At 69.9% G+C, this 22,770-nt stretch carries 19 protein-coding genes, 1 tRNA gene and 1 riboswitch; of the genes, 9 read left to right on the top strand and 11 right to left on the bottom strand.

Features of this window, described 5'->3' with window-relative positions:
- Window positions 1–8 precede the first annotated feature (8 nt).
- Complete coding sequence (locus tag ETP66_RS07060; protein ID WP_130841922.1) at window positions 9–1,358, bottom strand: glycogen synthase; 1,350 nt, start codon at window positions 1,356–1,358, stop codon at window positions 9–11.
- A gap of 42 nt (window positions 1,359–1,400) precedes the next feature.
- Here ETP66_RS07060 and ETP66_RS07055 point away from each other — a divergent pair, with 42 nt between their 5' ends.
- The 8 genes from ETP66_RS07055 (at window position 1,401) to ETP66_RS07020 (ending at window position 14,666) form a co-directional block, all read left to right on the top strand.
- Window positions 1,401–2,039, top strand: a complete 639-nt coding sequence (locus tag ETP66_RS07055) for an RNA-binding protein (RefSeq protein WP_130841920.1) — start codon at window positions 1,401–1,403, stop codon at window positions 2,037–2,039.
- A 184-nt stretch (window positions 2,040–2,223) separates the two neighbouring features.
- Entirely contained in the window at window positions 2,224–5,583 is a 3,360-nt protein-coding gene (gene rpoB, locus ETP66_RS07050) for a DNA-directed RNA polymerase subunit beta (protein WP_130841918.1), read from the top strand.
- Between the two features lie 25 nt (window positions 5,584–5,608).
- Complete coding sequence (gene rpoC / locus ETP66_RS07045) at window positions 5,609–10,186, top strand: DNA-directed RNA polymerase subunit beta' (protein WP_130841916.1); 4,578 nt, start codon at window positions 5,609–5,611, stop codon at window positions 10,184–10,186.
- A 157-nt stretch (window positions 10,187–10,343) separates the two neighbouring features.
- Window positions 10,344–10,922, top strand: a complete 579-nt coding sequence (locus ETP66_RS07040) for a fuculose-1-phosphate aldolase (RefSeq protein WP_130841915.1) — start codon at window positions 10,344–10,346, stop codon at window positions 10,920–10,922.
- On the top strand, window positions 10,919–11,158 hold the full coding sequence (locus ETP66_RS07035; protein WP_130841913.1) for a hypothetical protein: 240 nt from the start codon (window positions 10,919–10,921) through the stop codon (window positions 11,156–11,158). The genes ETP66_RS07040 and ETP66_RS07035 overlap by 4 nt, the downstream gene beginning before the upstream one ends.
- The gene (locus ETP66_RS07030; protein WP_130841911.1) at window positions 11,128–11,973 is read left to right on the top strand and encodes an alpha/beta fold hydrolase; all 846 of its coding nucleotides are present in this window, start codon (window positions 11,128–11,130) and stop codon (window positions 11,971–11,973) included. Before ETP66_RS07035 ends, ETP66_RS07030 begins: the two co-directional genes overlap by 31 nt.
- 12 nt (window positions 11,974–11,985) lie before the next feature.
- Window positions 11,986–12,079, top strand: a riboswitch (TPP riboswitch).
- A gap of 21 nt (window positions 12,080–12,100) precedes the next feature.
- Complete coding sequence (locus ETP66_RS07025) at window positions 12,101–13,135, top strand: thiamine ABC transporter substrate-binding protein (protein WP_130841909.1); 1,035 nt, start codon at window positions 12,101–12,103, stop codon at window positions 13,133–13,135.
- Between the two features lie 46 nt (window positions 13,136–13,181).
- On the top strand, window positions 13,182–14,666 hold the full coding sequence (locus ETP66_RS07020) for an ABC transporter permease (RefSeq protein ID WP_130841907.1): 1,485 nt from the start codon (window positions 13,182–13,184) through the stop codon (window positions 14,664–14,666).
- Here ETP66_RS07020 and mutM read toward each other — a convergent pair.
- The 8 genes from mutM to ETP66_RS06980 all read right to left on the bottom strand — a co-directional run bounded on the left by mutM (window position 14,663) and on the right by ETP66_RS06980 (window position 19,180).
- The gene (gene mutM / locus ETP66_RS07015) at window positions 14,663–15,457 is read right to left on the bottom strand and encodes a DNA-formamidopyrimidine glycosylase (protein ID WP_130841905.1); all 795 of its coding nucleotides are present in this window, start codon (window positions 15,455–15,457) and stop codon (window positions 14,663–14,665) included. The two genes, ETP66_RS07020 and mutM, sit on opposite strands and share 4 nt — an antisense overlap.
- Window positions 15,450–15,761 carry a DCC1-like thiol-disulfide oxidoreductase family protein gene (locus ETP66_RS07010; protein WP_130841904.1) on the bottom strand — a complete coding sequence of 104 codons (312 nt, stop codon included), beginning with the start codon at window positions 15,759–15,761 and terminating at the stop codon, window positions 15,450–15,452. The genes mutM and ETP66_RS07010 overlap by 8 nt, the downstream gene beginning before the upstream one ends.
- Window positions 15,745–16,122 carry an acyl-CoA thioesterase gene (locus ETP66_RS07005; protein ID WP_130841902.1) on the bottom strand — a complete coding sequence of 126 codons (378 nt, stop codon included), beginning with the start codon at window positions 16,120–16,122 and terminating at the stop codon, window positions 15,745–15,747. Before ETP66_RS07005 ends, ETP66_RS07010 begins: the two co-directional genes overlap by 17 nt.
- Window positions 16,123–16,134: 12 nt before the next feature.
- Window positions 16,135–16,374, bottom strand: coding sequence for a 4a-hydroxytetrahydrobiopterin dehydratase (locus ETP66_RS07000; protein WP_130841900.1), 240 nt, complete (start codon window positions 16,372–16,374; stop codon window positions 16,135–16,137).
- Between the two features lie 52 nt (window positions 16,375–16,426).
- Window positions 16,427–16,503, bottom strand: a tRNA-Met gene (locus ETP66_RS06995).
- A 27-nt stretch (window positions 16,504–16,530) separates the two neighbouring features.
- Window positions 16,531–17,889, bottom strand: coding sequence for an FAD-binding oxidoreductase (locus tag ETP66_RS06990; RefSeq protein ID WP_130841899.1), 1,359 nt, complete (start codon window positions 17,887–17,889; stop codon window positions 16,531–16,533).
- 78 nt (window positions 17,890–17,967) lie between these two features.
- A complete protein-coding gene (locus ETP66_RS06985; RefSeq protein WP_201738494.1) occupies window positions 17,968–18,927 on the bottom strand; it encodes an aldo/keto reductase family protein in 960 nt (319 codons plus the stop codon).
- Window positions 18,928–18,970: 43 nt separating this feature from the next.
- Window positions 18,971–19,180, bottom strand: coding sequence for a CDGSH iron-sulfur domain-containing protein (locus tag ETP66_RS06980; RefSeq protein ID WP_130841897.1), 210 nt, complete (start codon window positions 19,178–19,180; stop codon window positions 18,971–18,973).
- Between the two features lie 72 nt (window positions 19,181–19,252).
- On the opposite strand from ETP66_RS06980, the gene ETP66_RS12000 reads away from it, so the two are divergent.
- The gene (locus tag ETP66_RS12000) at window positions 19,253–21,544 is read left to right on the top strand and encodes a penicillin acylase family protein (RefSeq protein WP_201738493.1); all 2,292 of its coding nucleotides are present in this window, start codon (window positions 19,253–19,255) and stop codon (window positions 21,542–21,544) included.
- Here the strand turns inward: ETP66_RS12000 and ETP66_RS06975 are convergent.
- Together ETP66_RS06975 and ETP66_RS06970 are read right to left on the bottom strand one after the other, a co-directional pair.
- Complete coding sequence (locus ETP66_RS06975; RefSeq protein WP_201738492.1) at window positions 21,507–22,382, bottom strand: GGDEF domain-containing protein; 876 nt, start codon at window positions 22,380–22,382, stop codon at window positions 21,507–21,509. The genes ETP66_RS12000 and ETP66_RS06975 overlap by 38 nt on opposite strands.
- 9 nt (window positions 22,383–22,391) lie before the next feature.
- On the bottom strand, window positions 22,392–22,751 hold the full coding sequence (locus ETP66_RS06970) for a hypothetical protein (RefSeq protein WP_130841895.1): 360 nt from the start codon (window positions 22,749–22,751) through the stop codon (window positions 22,392–22,394).
- Window positions 22,752–22,770: the final 19 nt, after the last annotated feature.

Raw genomic sequence — 22,770 nt, 5'->3', positions numbered from 1 at the left:
CCCCCATCTTAACCCTGGGGGCCCGCCCCCTGACCGAGGGCCCACCGGTAGGCCTCCAGGTACCGGGGGGCGCTTCGCCTCCAGGAGAAGTCCCTCCCCATGCCCGCAAGGCCCAGCCCCTCCGCCCCCAGGCGAAAGAGGCGCAGGACGCCGTAGAGGAGGCCCTCGGGGTGGTAGCTCCGGAAGAGGACCCCCGTCTTCCCGTCCTCCACGGTGTCCCTAAGCCCCCCCACCGCCCGGGCCACGGGGGGGGTGCCGTAGCGCTGGGCGATCATCTGCACCAGGCCGCAGGGCTCGAAGCGGCTGGGGACTAAGAGGGCGTCCGCCCCCGCGTAGACCAGGCGGGCCAGGGTCTCGTCGTAGGCCTCCACGAAGCGCACCCGCCCGGGGTGGGCCGCCTCCGCCTCCCGGAAGGGCCGGGCCAGCCCCTCCTCCCCCACCCCCAGGACCAGGAGGCGGAAGCCCAGCTCCAGGAAATGGGGCAGGGCCTCCAGAACGAGGTCCAGGCCCTTCTGGGGGTCCAGGCGGCCCACGTAGGCGAGGAGGGGCGCGGCGAGCCCCGTGCGCCCCCAAAGGGCCTCCTTGGCCCGGGCCTTGCCCGAGGGGTCCTCCCGGGAGTAGGGGGCGGGGAGGTGGGGGTCCTGGGCCGGGTCGAAGGCCTCGAGGTCCAGGCCGTTCAGGATGCCGAAAAGCTTCCCGGCATGCCGGCGCAAGACCCCCTCCAGGCCCATGCCGAACTCGGGGGTCTTTATCTCCTCCGCGTAGGAGGGGCTCACCGTGGTCACGGCCCGGGCGAAGACGATCCCCGCCTTCATCAGGTTCACCCGGCCGTGGAACTCCAGGGCCTCCATGTGGAAAAGGCTCCAGGGAAGCCCCGTCCAGTGGAAGAAGAGGGCGGGTTCCACCAGGCCCTGGTGGGCCAGGTTGTGGATGGTGTAGACGGCGGGCACCTTGGCGGCGAGGGCCAGGAGGGCCGCGGTCCAGTCGTGGGCGTGGACCAGGTCAAACCCCAAGGCCACCTCCGCCGCCCCCAGGGTGAAGCGCAGGTAGCGCTCGGCGTCGTCGGGGTAGCCGTAGACCCGCTCCCGGTCGAAGCCCTCCACCCCGAGGAGGAGAAAGCGCACCCCCCCCTCCACCCGCTCCCCCAGGGAGGCCCGCACCTCCCGGCCGGCGAAGCGGTAGGCCACCTCCCCCACCCCCCGGGCGGGAAGGCCCCGGTGCCAGGGGAGGAGGACGGCGGCCTCCACCCCGAGGGGCCTGAGGGCCTTGGGCAGGGCCCCCACCACATCCGCAAGCCCCCCCACCTTCACCAGGGGAAAGGCCTCGGGGGCCACCAGGAGGACGCGCACGGGGCCCATGTTACCCCCTTGGGCGGGAAAGGTGGTATCCTCACCCTTGCCGTGACCGACCTCTCCTCCTACCTCAAGCGGGCCCGGGGGGGGCGGGTGGTGCGGACCGGCTTCCTGGACCTCGAGGCCCAAGCCCTTCTGGAGGAGGCGGCCCGGGCCGAGGGGCTTAGGGTGGCCTTCTTCGGGGGCTTCCCCCTGGCGGAGCGGAAGGTGGCCGTGCTCCACCCGCCGGAGGTCCCTTCTGTGCACGACCCGGTGGAGGTGGCCTTCCTGGAGCGGGAGCCCCCGGACCTGGGGGAGGCCCTGGGGGATGTGGAGGAGTGGGAAGGGGGCTATCTGGTGGCCCTCCTGCCCCAGGGGAGGAAGGCCCTGCAGGAGGCGGGCCTCCTCCTCCTGCCCCCCCCGGAAGGGGCCTTGCGGGCCAGGGGCGAGCGGGTGCGCACCCTGGTGGTGCCCTCCCTAAGGGTGGACGCGGTGGGGGCCAAGGGCTTCGGCGTCTCCCGCACCTACTTCGCCCAGGGGGTGAGGGCGGGGAAGGTGCGCCTGAGGGGCAGGCCCGCCTCCCCCAAGGACGAGATGGCCCCGGGGGACACCCTCCTGGCGGAGGGCCTGGGGAGCCTGAGGCTTTTGGAGGTGCTTGGCGAAACAAGGCGGGGCAACTATAAAATCAAGGTGGAGGTGACGCGCTAAGGGCCAAGGGACTGGGCGGAATGGGCTTGACGGGACCGGGGTTAGCCCTATAGGCTAAGGTTTGTGCTCTTTGGTCGGGCCAAGGGAGCACGGTAAGAGCCAGCCGCCGCGGGAAGGCAGCCTCCCCGCGGAAGAACCCTGTTAGCTTACCTCGGGCGGCCCGCTTCCCCCTTTGAGGTGGCGCATGGAGATCAAGCGGTTCGGTCGCATCCGAGAGGTCATCCCCCTTCCCCCCCTGACGGAAATCCAGGTGGACTCCTACAGGAAGGCCCTGCAGGCGGACGTTCCCCCAGATAAGCGGGAGAACGTGGGCATCCAGGCGGCCTTCAAGGAAACCTTCCCCGTGGAGGAGGGGGACAAGGGCAAGGGCGGCCTGGTGCTGGACTTCCTGGAGTACCGCCTGGGGGAGCCCCCCTTCTCCCAGGACGAGTGCCGGGAGAAGGACCTGACCTACCAGGCTCCCCTCTATGCCCGGCTCCAGCTCATCCACAAGGACACCGGCCTCATCAAGGAGGACGAGGTCTTCCTGGGGCACCTCCCCCTCATGACCGAGGACGGCTCCTTCATCGTGAACGGGGCCGACCGGGTGATCGTCTCCCAGATCCACCGCTCCCCGGGGGTCTACTTCACCCCCGACCCGGCCCGCCTGGGGCGGTACGTGGCCAGCATCATCCCCCTGCCCAAAAGGGGCCCCTGGATCGACCTGGAGGTGGAGCCGAACGGCACCGTCTCCATGAAGGTCAACAAGCGCAAGTTCCCCCTCATCCTCCTCCTCCGGGTCCTGGGCTACGACGCCGAGACCCTCTCCCGGGAGCTCGGGGCCTACGGCGACCTGGTGGGGGGCCTTCTGGACGAGGGGGTGCTGGCCATGCGGCCCGAGGAAGCTCTGGTGCGCCTCTTCACCCTCCTGCGCCCCGGGGACCCGCCCAAGAAGGACAAGGCCCTGGCCTACCTCTTCGGCCTCCTGGCCGACCCCAAGCGCTACGACCTGGGGGAGGCGGGCCGGTACAAGGCGGAGGAGAAGCTGGGGGTGGCCCTCCAGGGGCGCACCCTGGTGCGCTTTGAGGAGGGCGAGTTCAAGGACGCGGTCTTCCTGCCCACCCTGCGCTACCTCTTCGCCCTCACCGCCGGGGTGCCGGGCCACGAGGCGGACGACATCGACCATCTGGGCAACCGCCGCATCCGCACCGTGGGGGAGCTCATGGCCGACCAGTTCCGCGTGGGCCTGAGCCGCCTGGCCCGGGGGGTGCGGGAGCGGATGGTCATGGGGTCCTCCGACACCCTCACCCCGGCCAAGCTGGTGAACAACCGGCCCCTGGAGGCGGCCATCCGGGAGTTCTTCGGCCGCAGCCAGCTCTCCCAGTTCAAGGACGAGACCAACCCCCTCTCCTCCCTGCGCCACAAGCGCCGCATCTCCGCCCTGGGCCCCGGGGGCCTCACCCGGGAGCGGGCGGGGTTCGACGTGCGCGACGTGCACCGCACCCACTACGGGCGCATCTGCCCGGTGGAGACCCCGGAAGGGGCCAACATCGGCCTCATCACCTCCCTGGCCGCCTACGCCCGGGTGGACGAGCTGGGCTTCATCCGCACCCCCTACCGCCGGGTGCGGGATGGGGTGGTGACGGAGGAGGTGGTCTACATGACCGCCACCGAGGAGGACCGCTACACCATCGCCCAGGCCAACACCCCCCTGGAGGGGGACCGCATCGCCACCGACCGGGTGGTGGCCAGGCGCCGGGGAGAACCGGTGATCGTGGGCCCGGAGGAGGTGGAGTTCATGGACGTAAGCCCCAAGCAGGTCTTCTCCGTGAACACCAACCTCATCCCCTTCCTGGAGCACGACGACGCCAACCGGGCCCTCATGGGCTCCAACATGCAGACCCAGGCGGTGCCCCTCGTCCGGGCCCAGGCCCCGGTGGTGATGACGGGCCTCGAGGAGCGGGTGGTGCGGGACTCCCTGGCCGCGGTCTACGCGGAGGAGGACGGGGAGGTGGTGGCGGTGGACGGCCGCCGCATCGCGGTGCGCTACGCGGATGGCCGCCTGGTGGAGCACACCCTGCGCCGCTTCGTGCGCTCCAACCAGGGCACCGCCCTGGACCAGCGCCCCCGGGTGGACGTGGGGCAGCGGGTCAGGAAGGGCGACCTCCTGGCGGACGGCCCCGCCTCCGAGGGGGGCTTTTTGGCCCTGGGACAGAACGTCCTGGTGGCCATCATGCCCTTTGACGGCTACAACTTCGAGGACGCCATCGTCATCAGCGAGGAGCTCCTCCGGCGGGACTACTACACCTCCATCCACATCGAGCGCTACGAGATCGAGGCCCGGGACACCAAGCTGGGCCCCGAGCGCATCACCCGGGACATCCCCCACCTCTCCGAGGCGGCCCTGCGGGACCTGGACGAGGAAGGGGTGGTGCGCATCGGGGCCGAGGTGAAGCCCGGGGACATCCTGGTGGGCCGCACCAGCTTCAAGGGCGAGCAGGAGCCTTCCCCCGAGGAGCGCCTCCTGCGCTCCATCTTCGGGGAGAAGGCCCGGGACGTGAAGGACACCTCCCTAAGGGTGCCTCCAGGGGAAGGGGGGATCGTGGTGGGCACCCTGCGCCTGCGGCGGGGCGACCCCGGGGTGGAGCTCAAGCCCGGGGTGCGGGAGGTGGTGCGGGTCTTCGTGGCCCAAAAGCGCAAGCTCCAGGTGGGGGATAAGCTGGCCAACCGCCACGGGAACAAGGGGGTGGTGGCCAAGATCCTCCCCGTGGAGGACATGCCCCACCTGCCCGATGGCACCCCGGTGGACATCCTCCTGAACCCCCTGGGCGTGCCCAGCCGCATGAACCTGGGCCAGATCCTGGAGACCCACCTGGGCCTGGCGGGCTTCTTCCTGGGGGAGCGCTACATCTCCCCGGTCTTCGATGGGGCCACCGAACCCGAGGTCAAGACCCTCCTGGAAGAGGCCTTCGACCTCTACTTCGGCCGGCGTAAGGAGGAGGGCTTCGGGGTGGACAAGCGGGAACGGGAGGTCCTGGCCCGGGCGGAGAAGCTGGGCCTGGTGAGCCCGGGCAAGAGCCCGGAGGAGCAGCTCAAGGAACTCTTCGTCCAGGGCAAGGTGGTCCTCTACGACGGCCGCTCCGGGGAGCCCCTGGAGGGCCCCATCGCCGTGGGGCAGATGTTCATCATGAAGCTCTACCACATGGTGGAGGACAAGATGCACGCCCGCTCCACCGGCCCCTACTCCCTCATCACCCAGCAGCCCCTGGGGGGCAAGGCCCAGTTCGGCGGGCAGCGCTTCGGGGAGATGGAGGTCTGGGCCCTCGAGGCCTACGGGGCCGCCCACACCCTGCAGGAGATGCTCACCCTCAAGTCCGACGACATCGAGGGCCGCAACGCCGCCTACGAGGCCATCATCAAGGGGGAGGACGTGCCCGAGCCCAGCGTACCGGAGTCCTTCCGGGTCTTGGTGAAGGAGCTTCAGGCCTTGGCCCTAGACGTGCAGACCCTGGACGAACGGGACAACCCCGTGGACATCTTCGAGGGCCTGGCGTCCAAGCGGTAGCACCCTCAGGCGAGTTGGAGGAAGGATGAAAAAGGAAGTCCGCAAGGTCCGCATCGCCCTGGCCTCCCCGGAGAAGATCCGTTCCTGGAGCTACGGGGAGGTGGAGAAGCCCGAGACCATCAACTACCGCACCCTGAAGCCCGAGCGGGACGGGCTTTTCGACGAGCGCATCTTCGGCCCCATCAAGGACTACGAGTGCGCCTGCGGCAAGTACAAGCGGCAGCGCTTTGAGGGCAAGGTGTGCGAGCGCTGCGGGGTGGAGGTCACCAAGAGCCTGGTGCGCCGCTACCGCATGGGCCACATCGAGCTGGCCACCCCCGCGGCCCACATCTGGTTCGTGAAGGACGTGCCCTCCAAGATCGGCACTCTCCTGGACCTCTCCGCCACCGAGCTGGAGCAGGTCCTCTACTTCAGCAAGTACATCGTCCTGGACCCCAAGGGGGCGGTGCTGGATGGGGTACCCGTACAGAAGCGCCAGCTCCTCACGGACGAGGAGTACCGGGGGCTCCGCTACGGCAAGCAGGAGACCTACCCCCTGCCCCCAGGGGCGGATGCCCTGGTCAAGGACGGGGAGGAGGTGGTGAAGGGGCAGGAGCTGGCCCCTGGGGTGACGAGCCGCATGGACGGGGTGGCCCTCTACCGCTTCCCCCGCCGGGTGCGGGTGGACTACCTGAGGAAGGAGCGGGCCGCCCTGCGCCTGCCCCTGGAGGCGTGGGTGGAGAAGGAGGGCTACAAGCCCGGGGAGGTCCTGGGGGAGCTTCCCGAGCCCTACCGCTTCCGGGCGGAGGAGGCGGGGGTGGCGGAGCTCAGGGAGCTTGAGGAGGGCCACCTCCTCCAGGTGCGCCAGGAGGAGGCGGTGGTGGCCCGCTACTTCCTGCCCGTGGGCCTCGCTCCCCTGGTGGCCCAGGGGGAGATCGTGGAGAAGGGGCAGCCCCTGGCGGAGGGCCGGGGCCTCCTGCGCCTGCCCCGCCACGTGACCGCCAAGGAGGTGGAGGCGGAGGAGGAGGGGGACACCGTCCACCTCACCCTCTTCCTGGAGTGGACCGAGCCCAAGGACTACCGGGTGGCCCCCCACATGAACGTGGTGGTGCCCGAAGGGGCCAGGGTGGCTCCTGGGGAAAAGATCGTGGCCGCCATCGACCCCGAGGAGGAGGTGATCGCCGAGGCCGAGGGGGTGGTCCACCTGCACGAGCCCGCCAGCATCGTGGTGATGAGGGCCCGCCTCTACCCCTTCGAGGACGACGTGGAGGTCACCACCGGGGACCGGGTGGCCCCGGGGGACGTGCTGGCGGATGGGGGCCGGGTCAAGAGCGAGATCTACGGCCGGGTGGAGGTGGACCTGGTCCGCAACGTGGTGCGGGTGGTGGAGTCCTACGACATCGACGCCCGCATGGGGGCGGAGGCCATCCAGGCCCTCCTCAAGGAGCTGGACCTGGAAAAGCTGGAGGCCGAGCTTCTGGAGGAGATGCGGCATCCCTCCCGGGCCCGGCGGGCCAAGGCAAGGAAGCGCCTGGAGGTGGTGCGGGCCTTCCTGGACTCCGGCAACCGCCCCGAGTGGATGGTGCTGGAGGCGGTGCCCGTGCTGCCCCCCGACCTCCGCCCCATGGTCCAGGTGGACGGGGGGCGGTTCGCCACCAGCGACCTCAACGACCTCTACCGCCGCCTCATCAACCGCAACAACCGCCTGAAGAAGCTCCTGGCCCAGGGGGCTCCGGAGATCATCATCCGCAACGAGAAGCGCATGCTCCAGGAGGCGGTGGACGCGGTGATCGACAACGGCCGCCGGGGGGCCCCCGTCACCAACCCCGGCTCCGAGCGGCCCCTCAGGAGCCTCACGGACATCCTCTCCGGCAAGCAGGGCCGCTTCCGGCAGAACCTCCTGGGCAAGCGGGTGGACTACTCGGGGCGGAGCGTCATTGTGGTGGGGCCCCAGCTCAAGCTCCACCAGTGCGGCCTGCCCAAGCGCATGGCCCTGGAGCTCTTCAAGCCCTTCCTCCTCAAGAAGATGGAGGAGAAGGGCATCGCCCCCAACGTGAAGGCCGCCCGGCGCATGCTGGAGCGCCAGCGGGACATCAAGGACGAGGTGTGGGACGCCCTGGAGGAGGTCATCCACGGCAAGGTGGTCCTCCTGAACCGGGCCCCCACCCTGCACCGCCTGGGGATCCAGGCCTTCCAGCCCGTCTTGGTGGAAGGGCAGTCCATCCAGCTTCACCCCCTGGTCTGCGAAGCCTTCAACGCCGACTTCGACGGGGACCAGATGGCGGTGCACGTGCCCCTCTCCTCCTTCGCCCAGGCGGAGGCCCGCATCCAGATGCTCTCCGCCCACAACCTCCTCTCCCCGGCCTCGGGAGAGCCCTTGGCCAAGCCCAGCCGGGACATCATCCTGGGGCTTTACTACATCACCCAGGTGCGCAAGGAGAAGAGGGGCGCGGGCAGGGAGTTCGCCACCCCGGAGGAGGCCCTCGCCGCCCACGAGCGGGGCGAGGTGGCCCTGAACGCCCCCATCCGGGTGGCCGGCCAGGAGACCAGCGTGGGCCGGCTCAAGTTCGTCTTCGCCAGCCCCGACGAAGCGCTTTTGGCCGTGGCCCACGGGCTTCTGGACCTGCAGGACGCGGTCACCGTGCGCTACCTGGGCCGGCGCCTGGAGACGAGCCCGGGCCGGGTCCTCTTCGCCCGCATCGTGGGCGAGGCGGTGGGGGATGAAAAGGTGGCCCAGGAGCTTCTCCAGATGGACGTGCCCCAGGAGAAGAACTCCCTCAAGGACCTGGTCTACCAGTCCTTCCTGCGCCTGGGGATTGAGAAGACGGCAAGGCTCCTGGACGCCCTCAAGCACTACGGCTTTACCCTTTCCACCACCAGCGGCATCACCATCGGCATCGACGACGCGGTGATCCCCGCGGAGAAGCAGAAGTATCTGGAGGAGGCCGACCGCAAGCTCCTGCAGATCGAGCAGGCCTACGAGATGGGCTTCCTCACCGACCGGGAGCGCTACGACCAGGTGATCCAGCTCTGGACGGAGACCACGGAAAAGGTCACCCAGGCGGTTTTCAAGAACTTCGAGGAGAACTACCCCTTCAACCCCCTTTACGTGATGGCCCAGTCCGGGGCCCGGGGTAACCCCCAGCAGATCCGCCAGCTTTGTGGCATGCGGGGCCTCATGCAGAAGCCCTCGGGGGAGACCTTCGAGGTGCCGGTACGCTCCTCCTTCCGGGAAGGCCTCACCGTGCTGGAGTACTTCATCTCCAGCCACGGGGCCCGGAAGGGTGGGGCGGACACCGCGCTGCGCACCGCGGACTCCGGCTACCTCACCAGGAAGCTGGTGGACGTGGCCCACGAGATCGTGGTGCGGGAGGCGGACTGCGGCACCACCAACTTCATCTCCATCCCCCTCTTCCAGCCCGACGAGGTGACCCGCTCCTTGCGCCTCAGGAAGCGCTCGGACATCGAGTCCGGCCTCTACGGCCGCGTCCTGGCCCGGGAGGTGGAGGTGCTGGGGCAGAAGCTGGAGGAGGGGCATTACCTCACCCTCGAGGACGTGGGGCTCCTCATCAAGGCGGCGGAGGCCGGGGAGATCCGGGAGGTGCCGGTGCGGAGCCCCCTCACCTGCCAGACCCGCTACGGGGTCTGCCAGAAGTGCTACGGCTACGACCTCTCCATGGCCCGGCCCGTCTCCATCGGCGAAGCGGTGGGGGTGGTGGCGGCGGAGTCCATCGGGGAGCCCGGCACCCAGCTCACCATGCGCACCTTCCACACGGGCGGGGTAGCGGTGGGCACGGACATCACCCAGGGCCTGCCCCGGGTGATCGAGCTCTTCGAGGCCCGCAGGCCCAAGGCCAAGGCGGTGATCTCCGAGATCGACGGGACGGTGCGCATCGAGGAGACGGAGGAGCGGCTTTCCGTCTTCGTGGAGTCCGAGGGCTTCGCCAAGGAGTACAAGCTGCCCAAGGACGCCCGCCTGGTGGTCAAGGACGGGGACTACGTGGAAGCGGGCCAGCCCCTCACCCGCGGGGCGGTGGACCCCCATCAGCTCCTGGAGGCCCGCGGCCCCGAGGCGGTGGAGCGCTACCTGGTGGACGAGATCCAGAAGGTCTACCGGGCCCAGGGGGTGAAGCTCCACGACAAGCACATCGAGATCGTGGTGCGGCAGATGCTCAAGTACGTGGAGGTCACCGACCCCGGGGACAGCCGCCTCCTGGAGGGCCAGGTCCTGGAGCGGTGGGACGTGGAGGCCCTGAACGAGCGGCTCATCGCCGAGGGCAAGACCCCGGTGGCCTGGAAACCCCTCCTCATGGGGGTCACCAAGAGCGCCCTTTCCACCAAGAGCTGGCTCTCCGCCGCCAGCTTCCAGAACACCACCCACGTGCTCACCGAGGCGGCCATCGCCGGGAAGAAGGACGAGCTCATCGGCCTTAAGGAGAACGTCATCCTGGGCCGCCTGATCCCCGCGGGCACGGGCTCGGACTTCGTGCGCTTCACCCAGGTGGTGGACCGGAGGACCCTGAAGGCCATCGAGGAGGCCCGGAAGGAGGCGGTGGAGGCCAAGGAGAAGGAGCCGGCCCTCCGCCGCCCCTTGCGCCGGGAGCAGCCCGGGAAGCAGGCCTGAGATCACCCCACGCGGGCAAAGCCCGCGTGGGGGCCCCGGCAAGGATACCCTGCTCCGGCGTGCGCCGGGGCGGGGATCCCGGTGGTTTCAGGATGTGGCCCGGTGCGGGGCCTTTGAGGGGTAGCCCCATTCCTTCCCCCCGGGCCATAATGGGCCCATGCGGGCGCGGCTCTACACCGCCTTCCGCCAGGTGGGGGAGGACCTCTTCGCCCAAAGGCTCATCTCCGCCACCGCGGGCAACTTTTCCGCGCGCACCAAGGAGGGCTTCCTCATCACCCGAAGCGGGGTGCAGAAGGCCCGCCTGACCCCCGAGGACCTGGTGGAGGTGCCCCTCGAGGGTCCCTTTCCGGAAGGGGCCAGCGTGGAGAGCGTGATCCACCGGGAGGTCTACCTGAAGACCCCCGCCCGGGCCATCGTCCACGCCCATCCCCGGGTGGCGGTGGCCCTCTCCTTCCATCTGGAGCGCCTGGTGCCCGTGGACCTCGAGGGCCAGTACTACCTGAAAGAGGTGCCGGTGCTCGCTCCCAGGACCCTCTCCGCCACCGAGGAAGCCGCCTTTGCCGTGGCTGAGGCCCTCAAGGCGCACCGGGCCTGCCTCCTCCGGGGCCACGGGGCCTTCGCCATAGGCCTTAAGGAGAGGCCCGAGGAGGCCCTTCTGGAAGCCTACAGCCTCCTCACCACCCTGGAGGAGAGCGCGGAGATTCTTCTGTACCATCGCCTTTGGGGGAAGGGATGAGGGTGCTTTTTGTGGAAGGGAAAGATCGGGAGGCCCTCCAGGCCCTGGCCCGAGAACTCCCCCACCCTTACTGGCTCCTGCAGGGGGAAGGGGTGTGGCTGCTGGAGGTCTTCGGGACGGGGGAGGAGGCGGAGGTGAGGGCCCGGGCCCTGCCGGGCCTTAGGGTTTGGGCTTTCACCCTCGAGGATGGGGTAGTCTATAGGGGATGCGGGAAGAAATCGGCTACATCCCCGTAGGGGAGGCGGAGCTCTACGTGGAGGACGTGGGGGATCCCCGCGCCCCCACCCTCCTCGTCCTCCACGGGGGGCCCGGGGGCAACGCCTACGCCCTGCGGGAGGGCCTGGAGGAGTACCTGGAGGGCTTCCGGGTGGTCTACTTCGACCAGCGGGGCTCGGGGCGGAGCCTGGAGCTCCCCCAAGACCCCCGGCTCTTCACCGTGGACGCCCTGGTGGAGGACACCTTGGGCCTGGCCGAGGCCCTGGGGGTGGAGCGCTTCGGCCTCCTGGCCCACGGCTTCGGGGCCATCGTGGCCCTGGAGCTCCTCCGCCGCTACCCCGAGGCCGAGGGGGCGGTCCTCCTCGCCCCCTGGGTGAGCCTCCCCTGGCTCGCCCGGAGGCTGGCGGAGGCCGCGGGGCTCGCGCCCCTTCCCGACCCGGAGGAAAACCTAAAGGCCGCCCTGGAGCGGGCCGAGGCCAAGCTCCTCTTCGACCGGCTCACGTTCCCCACCCCCCACGGGCGCCTTCAGTACGAGTGGGTGGCCGAGGGCTCGGGCATCCTGGGCCCCGACACCCCGGCCCGGGCTTTCCTGCAAAACGGCCTCTGGCGGCTGGACTACACCCCCTACCTCTCCCCAAGCCGCAAGCCGGTGGCCGTGGTGGTGGGGGAACGGGACGGCACCAGCTACCCCTACGCGGAGGAGGTAGCCGCCCGCCTTGGGGCCCCCATTCACGTGGTGCCGGAGGCGGGACACTACCCCTGGATCGACCAGCCGGAGGCCTTTGGGGAAGCTCTGACCGCTTCCCTGAGGGCCCTCCTGGCCCGGAAGGCCTAGGTGCTAGACTGGGGATGTCACCGGGGGTGCCCCACCAGGGGCTGAGAGATACCCTTGGAACCTGATCCGGGTAATGCCGGCGTAGGGAAGGTGACCGAGGCCCCTCCCGGTGACAAGGAGGGGTTTTATGTTGCGAGCCTTTGCCCTTGCGGTTTTTTTGGCTTTGGCCTTTGCCCAGGAGATCGCTGTTCTCACCCACGGGAGCTTCTCCCTGGACAAGAACCTGATGGCCCAGTTTGAGCGGGAGACGGGCCTAAGGCTCCGCTTCCTCAAAGGGGGGGACGCGGGGGAGACCCTGAACCGGGCCATCCTCACCAAGGGGGCCCCCATCGCCGACGTGATCTACGGCTTCGACAACACCTTCCTTTCCCGGGCCCTGGAGGCGGACATCCTCTTGCCCTACCGGAGCCCCGAGATCCGGAACCTGAAGGCCACCTTGCTCCTGGACCCCAGCTTTCGCGCCCTTCCCGTGGACTACGGCTGGGTGAGCCTGAACCACGACCGGGCCTACTTCAAGGACCGCCCCCTGCCCAAGGCCCCCGCGGACCTCACCCGCCCCGAGTACGCCCGGCTCCTGGTGGTGCAAAACCCCGCCACCAGCTCCCCGGGGCTTTCCTTCCTCATGGCCACCGTGGCCCGCTTCGGCGAGGACGGGTACCTGGACTTCTGGGCCAGGCTCCGCGACGGGGGCGTGCGGGTGGCCAAGGGCTGGAGCGAGGCCTACTACACCCACTTCACCCTCTACAAGGGGGATCGGCCCCTGGTGGTCTCCTACACCACGAGCCCCGCGGCGGAGGTCTACTACTCCGAGGGCAAGTACCAGGAACCCCCCACGGGGAACCTTTTCCCGGAACTCGCCTTCTTCCAGGTGGAGTTCGTGGGCATCCTGAAGGGGACCAAGAATCTGGAAGGGGCCAAGAGGGTAGTGGACTGGCTCCTCTCCAAGCCCGTGCAGGAGAACATCCCCACGGAGATGTGGATGTACCCGGCCCGCCGGGACGCTGCCTTGCCCCCGGTGTTCCGCTTCGCTCCTGAGCCCTTGGGCAGCGTGCGCCTGGACCCCAGGGCCATGGCCCAGAACCGGGAGCGCTGGATCGAGGAGTGGACCAAGGTGGTCCTCCAGGGGCAAAGCCCCGAGGCGGTGCGCCGTGGGCGGCGGTGAGGCTGCCCAGGGCCTCCTCCGGCCAGGCGAGGGGGTATAAAGGGGCGTGGCCAGGCTCGCGGGGCTTTTCGTCCTCCTCTTCCTGGGCCTCGCGCTCTTCTACCCCCTCGGGCGCATCCTGGCCCTGGGGGTGGGGGAGGGGTTCGCTCAAACCCTAGCGAACCCCTACTACTGGGAACGCTACCTCTGGAGCCTGGAGTATGGGCTCCTTTCCGCCTTCCTGACCCTTTCCCTGGCCCTCCCCCTGGCCTTTCTCTTCCGCAGGCAGTTTCCCCTTAGGGAGGTCTTCCTTGCCCTCTCCATCCTCCCCTTTGTCCTCCCCACACCGGTGGTGGCCCTGGGGTTTTTGGCCCTCCTCGGCCCCCGCGGACTTCTGGGAGTGGACCTCTACGGCACCAAGGCCCTTCTCCTCCTAGCAGCGGTCTTTTACAACCTGGGGCTGGCCCTGCGTATCCTCCTTCCCGTGGCGGTGCACCTGGCAGAGCCCATGCGGGCGGCAAGAGTCCTGGGGGCTACCCCTTTTCGGGCCTTTCTGCGGGTGGGACTTCCCCTGCTTCTTCCCACCTTAGGTTCAGCCGGACTGCTCGTCTTCCTTTACACCTTCTCCGCCTTCGGGGTGCCGCTTCTCTTAGGCGGGCCCCGCTATGCCACCCTCGAGGTGGAGGTCTACACCCTCCTGGCCCACCGCCTAGCCTTTTCCGAGGCCAGCGCCCTCATGCTCCTACAGATCCTGACCCTAAGCCTCGCCCTTCTCCTCTACCGGCAACTCCAGCCCCACCCTTTCGCCCCTGGGGGGCTTCTCTCCCCCCTCTCTTGGGCTTGGACCGTGGGGCTAGGGACCTTCTTCCTCCTGCTCTATGCTCCTCTTTGGGGCCTTCTCCTGCGAACCGAAACCGCCGCCCTGGTCTCCGCCTGGACCTCGGAGGAGTTCACGTCCCTTCCCCTAGCCCTCGGCAACAGCCTCCGCTTCACTGCCTTGGCCCTCCTCCTGGCCCTGCCCCTCGGGATAGCCTACGCGGCGGCTGCCCAGAAGAACCGCCTTCTGGACCTCCTAGGGCTTTTCCCCCTTATGGTGAGTCCGGTGGCGGTGGGCCTGGGCTACCTTCTCGCCTACCCTTCCTTCCGGGGTTCCTTAGGGCTCCTCCTCACGGCCTACGCCCTCCTGGCCTACCCCCTTTTGGCCCGGGCCCTGCTCCCCGCCCTAAAGGGCCTACCCCCAAGCCTCCTATGGGCAGCCCGGGTGCTGGGAGCCACCCCCTTCAGGGCCTTCTTCCGCGTCGAGCTTCCCTTGGTCTTTCCTGCCCTGCGCTCGGGGTTGGCTCTGGCCTTAGCCGCCATCTTGGGGGAGTTCGGGGCAACCTTAGTGCTTTGGCGGCCCGAATGGACCACCCTGACCCTGGCCATCCAAGAGCGCCTGGGAAGGCCGGGGGAGGTGCCCTTCAAGGAAGCCCTGGCCATCGCCGCCCTTCTCGCCCTCATCTCCGGGCTCCTCTTCTACCTCCTGGACCGGGGGCGGGGAAGGTGGGGCTAGGTCTGGCAACGGGGGCAGAAGTGGGTGCCCCGCCCCGCCACCACCGCCCGGGCCACCGGGTGGCCGCAGCGGGGGCAGGGGAGGCCTTTGCGGCCATAGACCGCATGCCGCTCCTGGAAGCTCCCGGGGAGGCCATCGGGCTGCTGGTAGGTGCGGTCCCCCAGGGTGCTCCCTCCCTGGGCCAGGGCCTCGGCGAGCACCTGACGGATGGTCGCGAAAAGCCTCCTGGCCTCTTCCTCCCCCACCTCCTTCCCCCGGCGCAAGGGGGAGAGGCCCGCCCGGAAGAGGGCCTCGTCCGCGTAGATGTTCCCCACCCCCGCGGCCAGGCGCTGGTCCAGGAGGAGGCTCTTAAGGGGCTTGGCGCTTCTCCTTAGGCCCTCCCAGAACTCCGGGAAGCGGAAGGCCGCGGAAAGGGGCTCGGGGCCCAGGCGGGAGAGGAGGGGGATCTCCCGGTGGTCCCCCGCCTTCACCACCCAGAGGCGCCCGAAGCGCCGGGGATCGTGGAAGAAGAGTTCTCCCCTGTCCAGGCGGAAGGCCACCCGGGCGTGGGGGGTCTCCCGCAGGCGGAAGCCCCCGGTCATGCCCAGGTGGACCACCATCTCCAGCCCGCCGGAAAGCCCCAGGAGGAGGAACTTCCCCCGCCGCCCCACCTCTTCCACCCTTTGCCCCAGGGCCCGCTCCGTGTGGCGGTAGCGCCTGGGGTCCTGGTGGCGGATTTCCAGGAAGCTCTGTCCCAGGAGGAGGGGCAGAAGGCGCCTCCGGGTGGTTTCCACCTCGGGGAGCTCAGGCACGGGGCCTCCTCCGGGCAAAGGCCCGGTAGAGCCTGGGCCCCAGGCCGAAGGCCCGTCCCAGGAGGAGGAGGGGGTAGAGGGGCCAGAGGAGGGGTAGCCTCCGGGCCAGGGCCAGGAGGGCCCGGTAGCCCCGGTGGACCCTCTCCCCTTCCAGGACGTGGAGTTCCTGGAGGAGGGCTTCCCGGTCCCAGCCCCGGGCTTCCTGCAGGGGCTCCACCCGGAGGGTCCCCCGCAGGTCCAAGGCCTTCACCGCCCGGCCCAAGGCCCGGCAGTAAGGGCACTCCCCGTCAATCAGTACCCGCATGGGCCTCCACCGGCACGGGCTGGCCCCTTTCGTTCACCGCCACGTAGGTGAGCTCCCCCCGGGTGGCCAGGACCCGGCCGTCCTCCTGGCCGAAGCCCTCCTTGTAGACCTCCACCTCCACGGTGAGGGAGGTGCGCCCCACCCGCACCACCCGGGCCACCACCTCCAGGAGGTCGCCGGTGCGGATGGGCACCTTGAACTCCACACTGCTCACCGCCACGGTGACCACGGGTTTCCTGGCCCTGCGGGCGGCGGCGTAGGAACCCACCTTGTCCATGAGGCCCAGCACAAAGCCGCCGAAGGCAGCCCCCAGGGGGTTGGTGTGCTCGGGGAAGACGAGCTCTAAGGTGCGCGCCTCCATACCTCTCCCAGGCTACCCCAGGAGAAGGTCGGTGAGGCGGGCCATCTCCCGGTCCTTCTCGGTGATGCCCCCCTGGCTGTGGGTCCACCACTCCACCGCCACCTGTCCCCACGCCACCGTGAGGCGGGGGTGGTGGTTCTCCCGTTCCGCCAGCTCCCCCACCCGGTTGGCGAAGGCCAAGGCCTCCTGGAAGTTCTTGAAGCGGAAAGCCTTGTAAAGGCGTTCCGGGTTTTGCCGCACCTCCCAGTCCATGCCCTCCAGGGTAAAGGAAACCCCCCGGGCCTTTCGTGCCCGGGGGCAGGTTTGGTTGCGGGGGCGGGATTTGAACCCGCGACCTTCGGGTTATGAGCCCGACGAGCTACCAGGCTGCTCCACCCCGCGTCGCCATCCCTAACTATAGCGGAGGGCCTAGGGCGTGTCAAGCACCTTGCCCGGGTTCAGGAGGCCCTCGGGGTCCAGGAGGGCCTTCAGTTTTCGCATCCAGTCCAAGGCGGACCCATGCTCCAGGGGGAGGTACCTCTTCTTCCTGAGGCCCACCCCGTGCTCGGCGGTGCAGGTACCCCCGAGGGCCAGGGCTTTTTGCACCAGGCGCTCGGCGTAGGCCTCCGCCTTGGGGTAGTCCTCCGGCAGGACGGGGACCAGGGTGTGGAAGTTCCCGTCCCCCACGTGGCCCAAGATGTTGCCGGTGAGGCCCATCTCCCGGAGGAGGCCCTGGGCATAGCGCACCATCTCGGGCAGGCGGGAAAGGGGCACGGCCACGTCGGTGATGGCAAAGCGGTGGCCGGGGAAGAGGTGGACCAGGGCCCAGTAGGCCTGGTGGCGGGCCTCCCACTGCCGCCTGCGCTCCTCCTCGGTCTTGGCAGCCTCCGCCTGCAAAGCCCCGGCTTCCCGCGTGAGCTCTAGGGCCAGGGCGCTTTCCGCCTCCAGGGCCTCCCTTGTGGAGGAGTGGAACTCCAGGAAGAGGGCGGGGCGCTCGGGGAAACCGGTCCCCAGGTGGCGGTTTAAGGCCTTTAGGGCGAGCTCGTCCAATAGCTCCAGCCGGGCCACGGGAAGCCCGCTGGCCATCACCCGGTAGCTGGCCCAAGCCGCCGCCTCCACCCCGGGGAAGAAGACCCTTAAGGTGTGCACGTGCTCGGGGAGGGGGTGGAGGCGCAGGGTGAGGCGGGTGATGACCCCCAGGGTGCCCTCCGAGCCGATGAAGAGGTCCTTGAGGTCGTAGCCGGCGCTGGTCTTGCGCACGGGCCGCCCCAGCTCCAGGACCTCCCCCCCGGCCAAGACTACCTGCAGGGCGAGGACGTTTTGCCGCATCCCCCCGTAGCGCACCGTGGTGGTGCCGCTGGCGTTGGTGGCGGCCATGCCGCCTAAGGTGGCGTCCGCCCCCGGGTCCACGGGGAAGAAGAGGCCCGTGCCCTTCAGGGCCTCGTTCAGGGCCTTGCGGGTGAGGCCGGGTTCCACCACGCAGAGGAAGTCCTCGGGCCGGACCTCCAGGAGGCGGTTCATGCGGGCGAGGTCCAGGCTGATGGCCTCCCCCAGGGGGAGGAGGTGGCCCTCGAGGCTGGTCCCCGCCCCGAAGGGGATGACCGCCACCCGGTGCTCCCGGGCCCAGAGGAGGGCCTTCTGCACGTCCCCCACCCCCTCGGGGTAGACCACCGCCAGCACCTCCCCCTCCTCCGGGTAGCCCTCGTCCCGCCCGTGGCGGCGGCGCTCGGAGGGGGAGGTGTCCACCCTCCCGGGGAGGAGGTGCCTCAGGGCCTCCAGCCTTTCCATGGACCAAAGTTTAGTCCAGGGAGGGCCGGCGGCCAAAGGGAGCGCCTGCCGCCGAGGCGGGGCTCGTGGGGGATGGCGCTAGGCTTCCCCCTTCAGGATGGCCTCGATGCGCGCCAGGGCCTCCTTTGGCAGGTCCACCCCCGCGGCCCCCAGGCTCTCCCGGATCTGTTCCGGGTGGGTGGCCCCGGTGATGGCGCTGCTGATGCCGGGAAGCCGGAGGGTCCAGGCCAGGGCCAGCTGGGTGCGGGTCAGGCCCAGCCCGTCCGCCACCTCCTTGAGCCGCAACACCTTCCTGCGGTTCTCCTCCGTGAGGAAGCGCTCGCCGAACTGGGGGTAGCGGGCGAAGCGGCTATCCTCCGGGATGCCCCCGTCGTACCGCCCGGTGAGCATCCCCATGGCCAGGGGGCTCCAGACCACCAGGCCCAGGCCGAAGCGCTCCGCCTCGGGGAGGATCTCCCCCTCCACCCGCTCCCGGTAGAGCATGGAGTACTGGGGCTGCTCCACCACGGGCGGGTGGAGGCCGTTAGCCCTGGCGAAGGCCACCGCCTCGGCGATGCGGGCTGCGGGCCACTCCGAGGTGCCCCAGTAGAGGGCGTAGCCCCTTTCCACGAGGGTGTGCATGGCGTGGACGATCTCCTCCATGGGTACCTCGGGGTCGTAGCGGTGGGCGAAGAAGAGGTCCACGTAGTCGGTCTTCAGGCGCTTGAGGCTTTTGGTGATGCTCTCCAGGAGGTGCTTGCGGCTCAGGCCCCGGTCGTTCACGTCCTCGGACATGGGCCAGTAGGCCTTGGTGGAGAGGACCAGGGTGTGCCGGGGAAACTCCCTGAGCACCTCTCCCATGACCTCCTCCGCCAGGCCCTTGGCGTAGACGTCGGCGTTGTCGAAGAAGTTGACCCCGCCCTCGTAGGCGATCCGCACGATCTCCCGGACGGTCTCCTTGTCCTTCACCGCGTCCCCGAAGGTGACCCAGGCCCCCAGGGAGATCTCCGAGACCCTTAGGCCCCACTGGCCCAGCTTCCGGTAGCGCATGGCGCCCATGGCTACCGGAGTCTACCCCCTTGGCCCGGGGTTGACCAGCGGGTCAGCCCCCCTCCACCTCCAGCACCCCACCCGGGGCCTGAAAGCCGATGCGCTTGTGGGCGCCGTCGCAGAAGGGCTTGTTCCCCGAGGCCCCGCAGCGGCAGAGGAAGACCCGGGGCCGTTCCAGGACCTCTTCCTTCTCCCCCACCCGCACCCGGAAGCGCCCGCCCTCCACCCGGATGGGACCGTTCTCCAGGAACTCCAGCCGCATGCCCCCATGCTACGGGCTCGGCCGGAGGGGAAGGGAAGCCAGGGCACAGGCCGTGGTATACTCCCTCCCACCATGAAGCGTTTCCTGCGGGCCTTGGCCTGGCTCCTCGGCCTCGGCGCCCTGGCGGGAGCCCTGGCCTACGTCACCCTGCGGGCCTCCTTGCCCCAGGTGGAGGGGCGCATCCCCCTAAGGGGCCTTTCCGCCCCGGTGGAGGTGGCCCGGGACGGGCGGGGGGTGGTGCGGATCCGGGCCCAGACCCTCGAGGACCTCTTCTTCGCCCAGGGGTTCGTCCACGCCCAGGAAAGGCTCTGGCAGATGGAGTTCCAGCGGAGGGTGGGTCAGGGGCGGCTCGCGGAGGTCCTGGGGGAGGCAGCCCTTCCCCAGGACCGCTTCCTGCGCACCTGGGGCTTCTACCGGGCGGCGGAAAGCGCCTACGAGCGCCTCTACCCCGAGGAAAAGGCGGCGGTGGACGCCTACGTGGCCGGGGTGAACGCCTTCTTGGGGAGCAAAGCGCCCCTGCCCCCGGAGTTCCGCCTCCTCGGCTTCCGCCCCGAGCCCTGGACGGGGCCCGACGTCCTGGTCTGGGCCAAGATGATGAGCTTCGACCTTTCCGGGAACTGGGAGGAGGAGCTTCTCCGCCACCGCCTCCTCGCCCGGGGGATCAGCCCCGGGCGGCTTCTGGAGCTCTGGCCCCCCTACCCGGAGGACCTCCCCGCCCTCCTGGAGGCGGAGGACCTGCGCCTGGCCCTTTCCCGGGAGGAGGCCCCGGCGGCCCTCCTGCGGATGGCCCCGCCCCGCTTCCTGGAGGCCAGCAACAACTGGGCGGTCTCGGGAAGCCGCACCGTCACCGGCAAGCCCCTCCTGGCAAACGACCCCCACCTGGGCCTCCAGGCCCCCAGCCTCTGGTTCCTGATGGCCCTGGAGGCCCCCGGGTACCGGGTCATGGGGGCCACCCTGCCCGGGGTGCCCGGGGTGGTCATCGGCCGGAACGAGCGCATCGCCTGGGCGCTCACCAACGTGGGGGCGGATGTCCAGGACCTCTACCTCCTCGAGGACGTGGAGGGACAGGGGTACCGCCACCGGGGCCAGGTGGTGCCCTACCGGGTGCGGGAGGAGAGGATCCGGGTGCGGGGGGGCGGGGAGGTGGTCCTCCGGGTGCGGGAGACCCACTACGGCCCGGTGATCACCGACGCCCTGGAGGACCCCCCCAGGACCCCCATGGCCCTCCGCTGGGTGAGCCTGGACGAGGAGGACCACATCCTCTTGGCCTTTTTGGGGGTGAACCGGGCGCGAAACTGGCAGGAGTTCACGGACGCCCTAAGGCACTACTCCGCCCCCAGCCAGAACTTCCTCTACGCCGACGTGGAGGGCAACATCGGCCACATCGTCCCCGGGAGGTTCCCCGTCCGCCGCCCGGGGCACACGGGCACCGTGCCCGTGCCCGGGGACGGGGCGTGGGACTGGCAGGGCTACCGGGAGCCCGAGGCCTGGTTCCGGGCGCTGAACCCCGAGGAGGGCTTCCTCCTCACCGCCAACCACAAGGTGACCCCCGAGGGCTTCCCCTACCCCCTCACCTACGACTGGGCCGAGCCCTACCGGGCGGAGCGCATCCGCGAGCTCCTGCTGGGCAAGGAGGGGCTTTCCCTGGAGGACATGAAGGCCATCCAGCTGGACCAGAAGAGCCTCCTCTTCCGGGACTTCCGCCCCGTGCTGGAACTCCTCACCCCCCTTTCCGAGAGGGGCCAGGCCTGGCGCGAAAGGCTCCTCGCCTGGGACGGCACCATGGGCAAGGACTCCCAGGAGGCCCTGGTCTTCGCCCTCTGGTACACCGAGCTCACCCGCCTGCCCGCCCGGGAGGTGGGGGAGGCCTTCTGGGACCGGCCCCGCTACCTGCTGAGGGCCCTCAGGGAGGGGGACCGGAACTGCGACCAGCCGGAGACGGGATACGAGGAGAGCTGCCTGGACTTCGCCGCCTTGGCCCTGGAAAGGGCCCTGGAGCGCCGGGGGCGGCTAGGGGCCTGGGGCCAGGCGCACCGGGCCACCTTTGCCCACCCCGTCCTCACCCACACCCCCTTAAGGCGCCTTGCGGACCGGGCGGTGCCCTTCGGGGGGGACCGGTACACGGTGAACGTGGGGCCCTTCGACCCCGAGACCCTCCGGATGACCCACGGGCCCAGCTACCGCCAGCTCGTGGACCTCGCGGACCCCGAGGCCTCCCGCTTCGTCCACCCCCTGGGCCAGGGGGGGCACTTCCTCTCCCCCCGCTACGCCGACCTCCTGCCCCTGTGGGCGGAGGGCGGGTACCTGCCCATGGCCTTCCGGGCCCCTAGGGAGCGGGTGCTCCTCCTGGAGCCCGGGCGCTAGCCCGCTCCACGTCCTCGGAGAGAGCGATCCTCTCCGGGCGGCCCTTGGCCAGGGTGGAGGCCAGGCTGGCCAGGCGGAGGAGGTCGTCGGCGGTGGCCCGGGGGTTGCCGGGCCGCCGCCTCCGCCGCCTTCCCCCGGAAACCCCCAGGGAGAGGCCCACCCGTACCCCCTCCACCACCAGGGGCGGGTCCAGGAGGGCTTGCAGGTGGGGCAGGAGGCCCTGGCGCAGCCGGGGGAAGAGGAGGGCGAACTCGTCCCCCCCGTAGCGGTAGGCCTCCCCCCGGTGGCGGCGGGCGAAGGCGGTGAACCTCTCGGCCACCGCCTGCAGCACCCGGTCGCCGAAGGTGTGGCCCAGGCGCTTGTTCAGCTTGCCGAAATCGTCCAGGTCCGCGAAGACCAGGGTGGGGTCCAGGCCCCGCCCCAGGCAGCGCTCCAGCCCGTCCCGCAGGAGGTCGGCCCGGGGCAGGCCCGTGAGGGGATCGAAGCGCTGGCCCAGGGCAAAGGCCAGGGTGCGCTTGGTGAGGAGGCCTAAAAGCCGCCCCTCCTTGACCACCAGAAGCCGCTCCACCCCCTTCTCCTCCATGAGGGCGCGGGCCTCGAGGAGGCTGGCCTCGGGGGAGATGCAGAGAGGAGGCCCTTTGAGCACGTCCTGGACCACCCGGTTGGGGTGGACCCCCCTTAGGTCCCGGCTGGTGATCACCCCCAGGAGGGCCCCGTCCAGGAGCACGGGCAGGCTGCCCACCCGGTGCCGGGCCATGAGGCGGGCGGCCTCGCGCACGCTGGCCCAGGGGTTCACGGTGACGGGGGCCTTGGTCATGATCTCCCGGACCCGGGCCATGGTTGGGGTCTATTCTAACCGGATGGTCCTCCCTGTGTGCAATACGATCTCCACCTGAGCCCGCACCACCTGGTCCTCCCCGAGGAGGGGCGCAAGCTCCTCCAGGAGAAGCTCCACCAGGGGCTCGGCAGCCAGGGCCTTGAGGAGGCTCTTGCGCACCAAAAGGGCCTCCACCGGGGCCCTCTGCACCCGCACCAGCTCGAACTGCCCCGGGGCCAGGCTTTCCGCCATGCGCTTGGCGGCCTCGGGGCCGATGGGGGCCTGGTGGCCGATGAGGAGGACGTCCCAAAGGGGCGGGATCTCGAAGGCCTGCCCGCTCAGGCGCAGCTCCAGCTGCCTCTTGGAAGGGGATTCGCGCCGCTTGGCCACGGGTCCATTCTAAAGGCCG

This window comes from Thermus thermamylovorans, assembly GCF_004307015.1.
Classification (GTDB): Bacteria; Deinococcota; Deinococci; order Deinococcales; family Thermaceae; genus Thermus; species Thermus thermamylovorans.
Note: the sequence above shows the minus strand (reverse complement) of the source record. Positions and strands in the feature narration are given on the sequence as shown.

Bases quoted from the DNA above. Each gene is read 5' to 3' on its own strand.
- ETP66_RS07035 (WP_130841913.1), top strand. From the start codon at position 10,919: ATGAGGGTGCTTTTTGTGGAAGGGAAAGATCGGGAGGCCCTCCAGGCC.
- rpoC (WP_130841916.1), top strand. From the start codon at position 5,609: ATGAAAAAGGAAGTCCGCAAGGTCCGCATCGCCCTGGCCTCCCCGGAG.
- ETP66_RS07025 (WP_130841909.1), top strand. From the start codon at position 12,101: ATGTTGCGAGCCTTTGCCCTTGCGGTTTTTTTGGCTTTGGCCTTTGCC.
- ETP66_RS06990 (WP_130841899.1), bottom strand. From the start codon at position 17,889: ATGGAAAGGCTGGAGGCCCTGAGGCACCTCCTCCCCGGGAGGGTGGAC.
- ETP66_RS07010 (WP_130841904.1), bottom strand. From the start codon at position 15,761: ATGCGGGTACTGATTGACGGGGAGTGCCCTTACTGCCGGGCCTTGGGC.
- ETP66_RS06980 (WP_130841897.1), bottom strand. From the start codon at position 19,180: ATGCGGCTGGAGTTCCTGGAGAACGGTCCCATCCGGGTGGAGGGCGGG.
- ETP66_RS07000 (WP_130841900.1), bottom strand. From the start codon at position 16,374: ATGGACTGGGAGGTGCGGCAAAACCCGGAACGCCTTTACAAGGCTTTC.
- ETP66_RS06985 (WP_201738494.1), bottom strand. From the start codon at position 18,927: ATGGGCGCCATGCGCTACCGGAAGCTGGGCCAGTGGGGCCTAAGGGTC.
- rpoB (WP_130841918.1), top strand. From the start codon at position 2,224: ATGGAGATCAAGCGGTTCGGTCGCATCCGAGAGGTCATCCCCCTTCCC.
- ETP66_RS07005 (WP_130841902.1), bottom strand. From the start codon at position 16,122: ATGGAGGCGCGCACCTTAGAGCTCGTCTTCCCCGAGCACACCAACCCC.
- ETP66_RS06975 (WP_201738492.1), bottom strand. From the start codon at position 22,382: ATGGCCCGGGTCCGGGAGATCATGACCAAGGCCCCCGTCACCGTGAAC.
- ETP66_RS07040 (WP_130841915.1), top strand. From the start codon at position 10,344: ATGCGGGCGCGGCTCTACACCGCCTTCCGCCAGGTGGGGGAGGACCTC.
- ETP66_RS12000 (WP_201738493.1), top strand. From the start codon at position 19,253: ATGAAGCGTTTCCTGCGGGCCTTGGCCTGGCTCCTCGGCCTCGGCGCC.
- ETP66_RS07030 (WP_130841911.1), top strand. From the start codon at position 11,128: ATGCGGGAAGAAATCGGCTACATCCCCGTAGGGGAGGCGGAGCTCTAC.
- ETP66_RS07060 (WP_130841922.1), bottom strand. From the start codon at position 1,358: ATGGGCCCCGTGCGCGTCCTCCTGGTGGCCCCCGAGGCCTTTCCCCTG.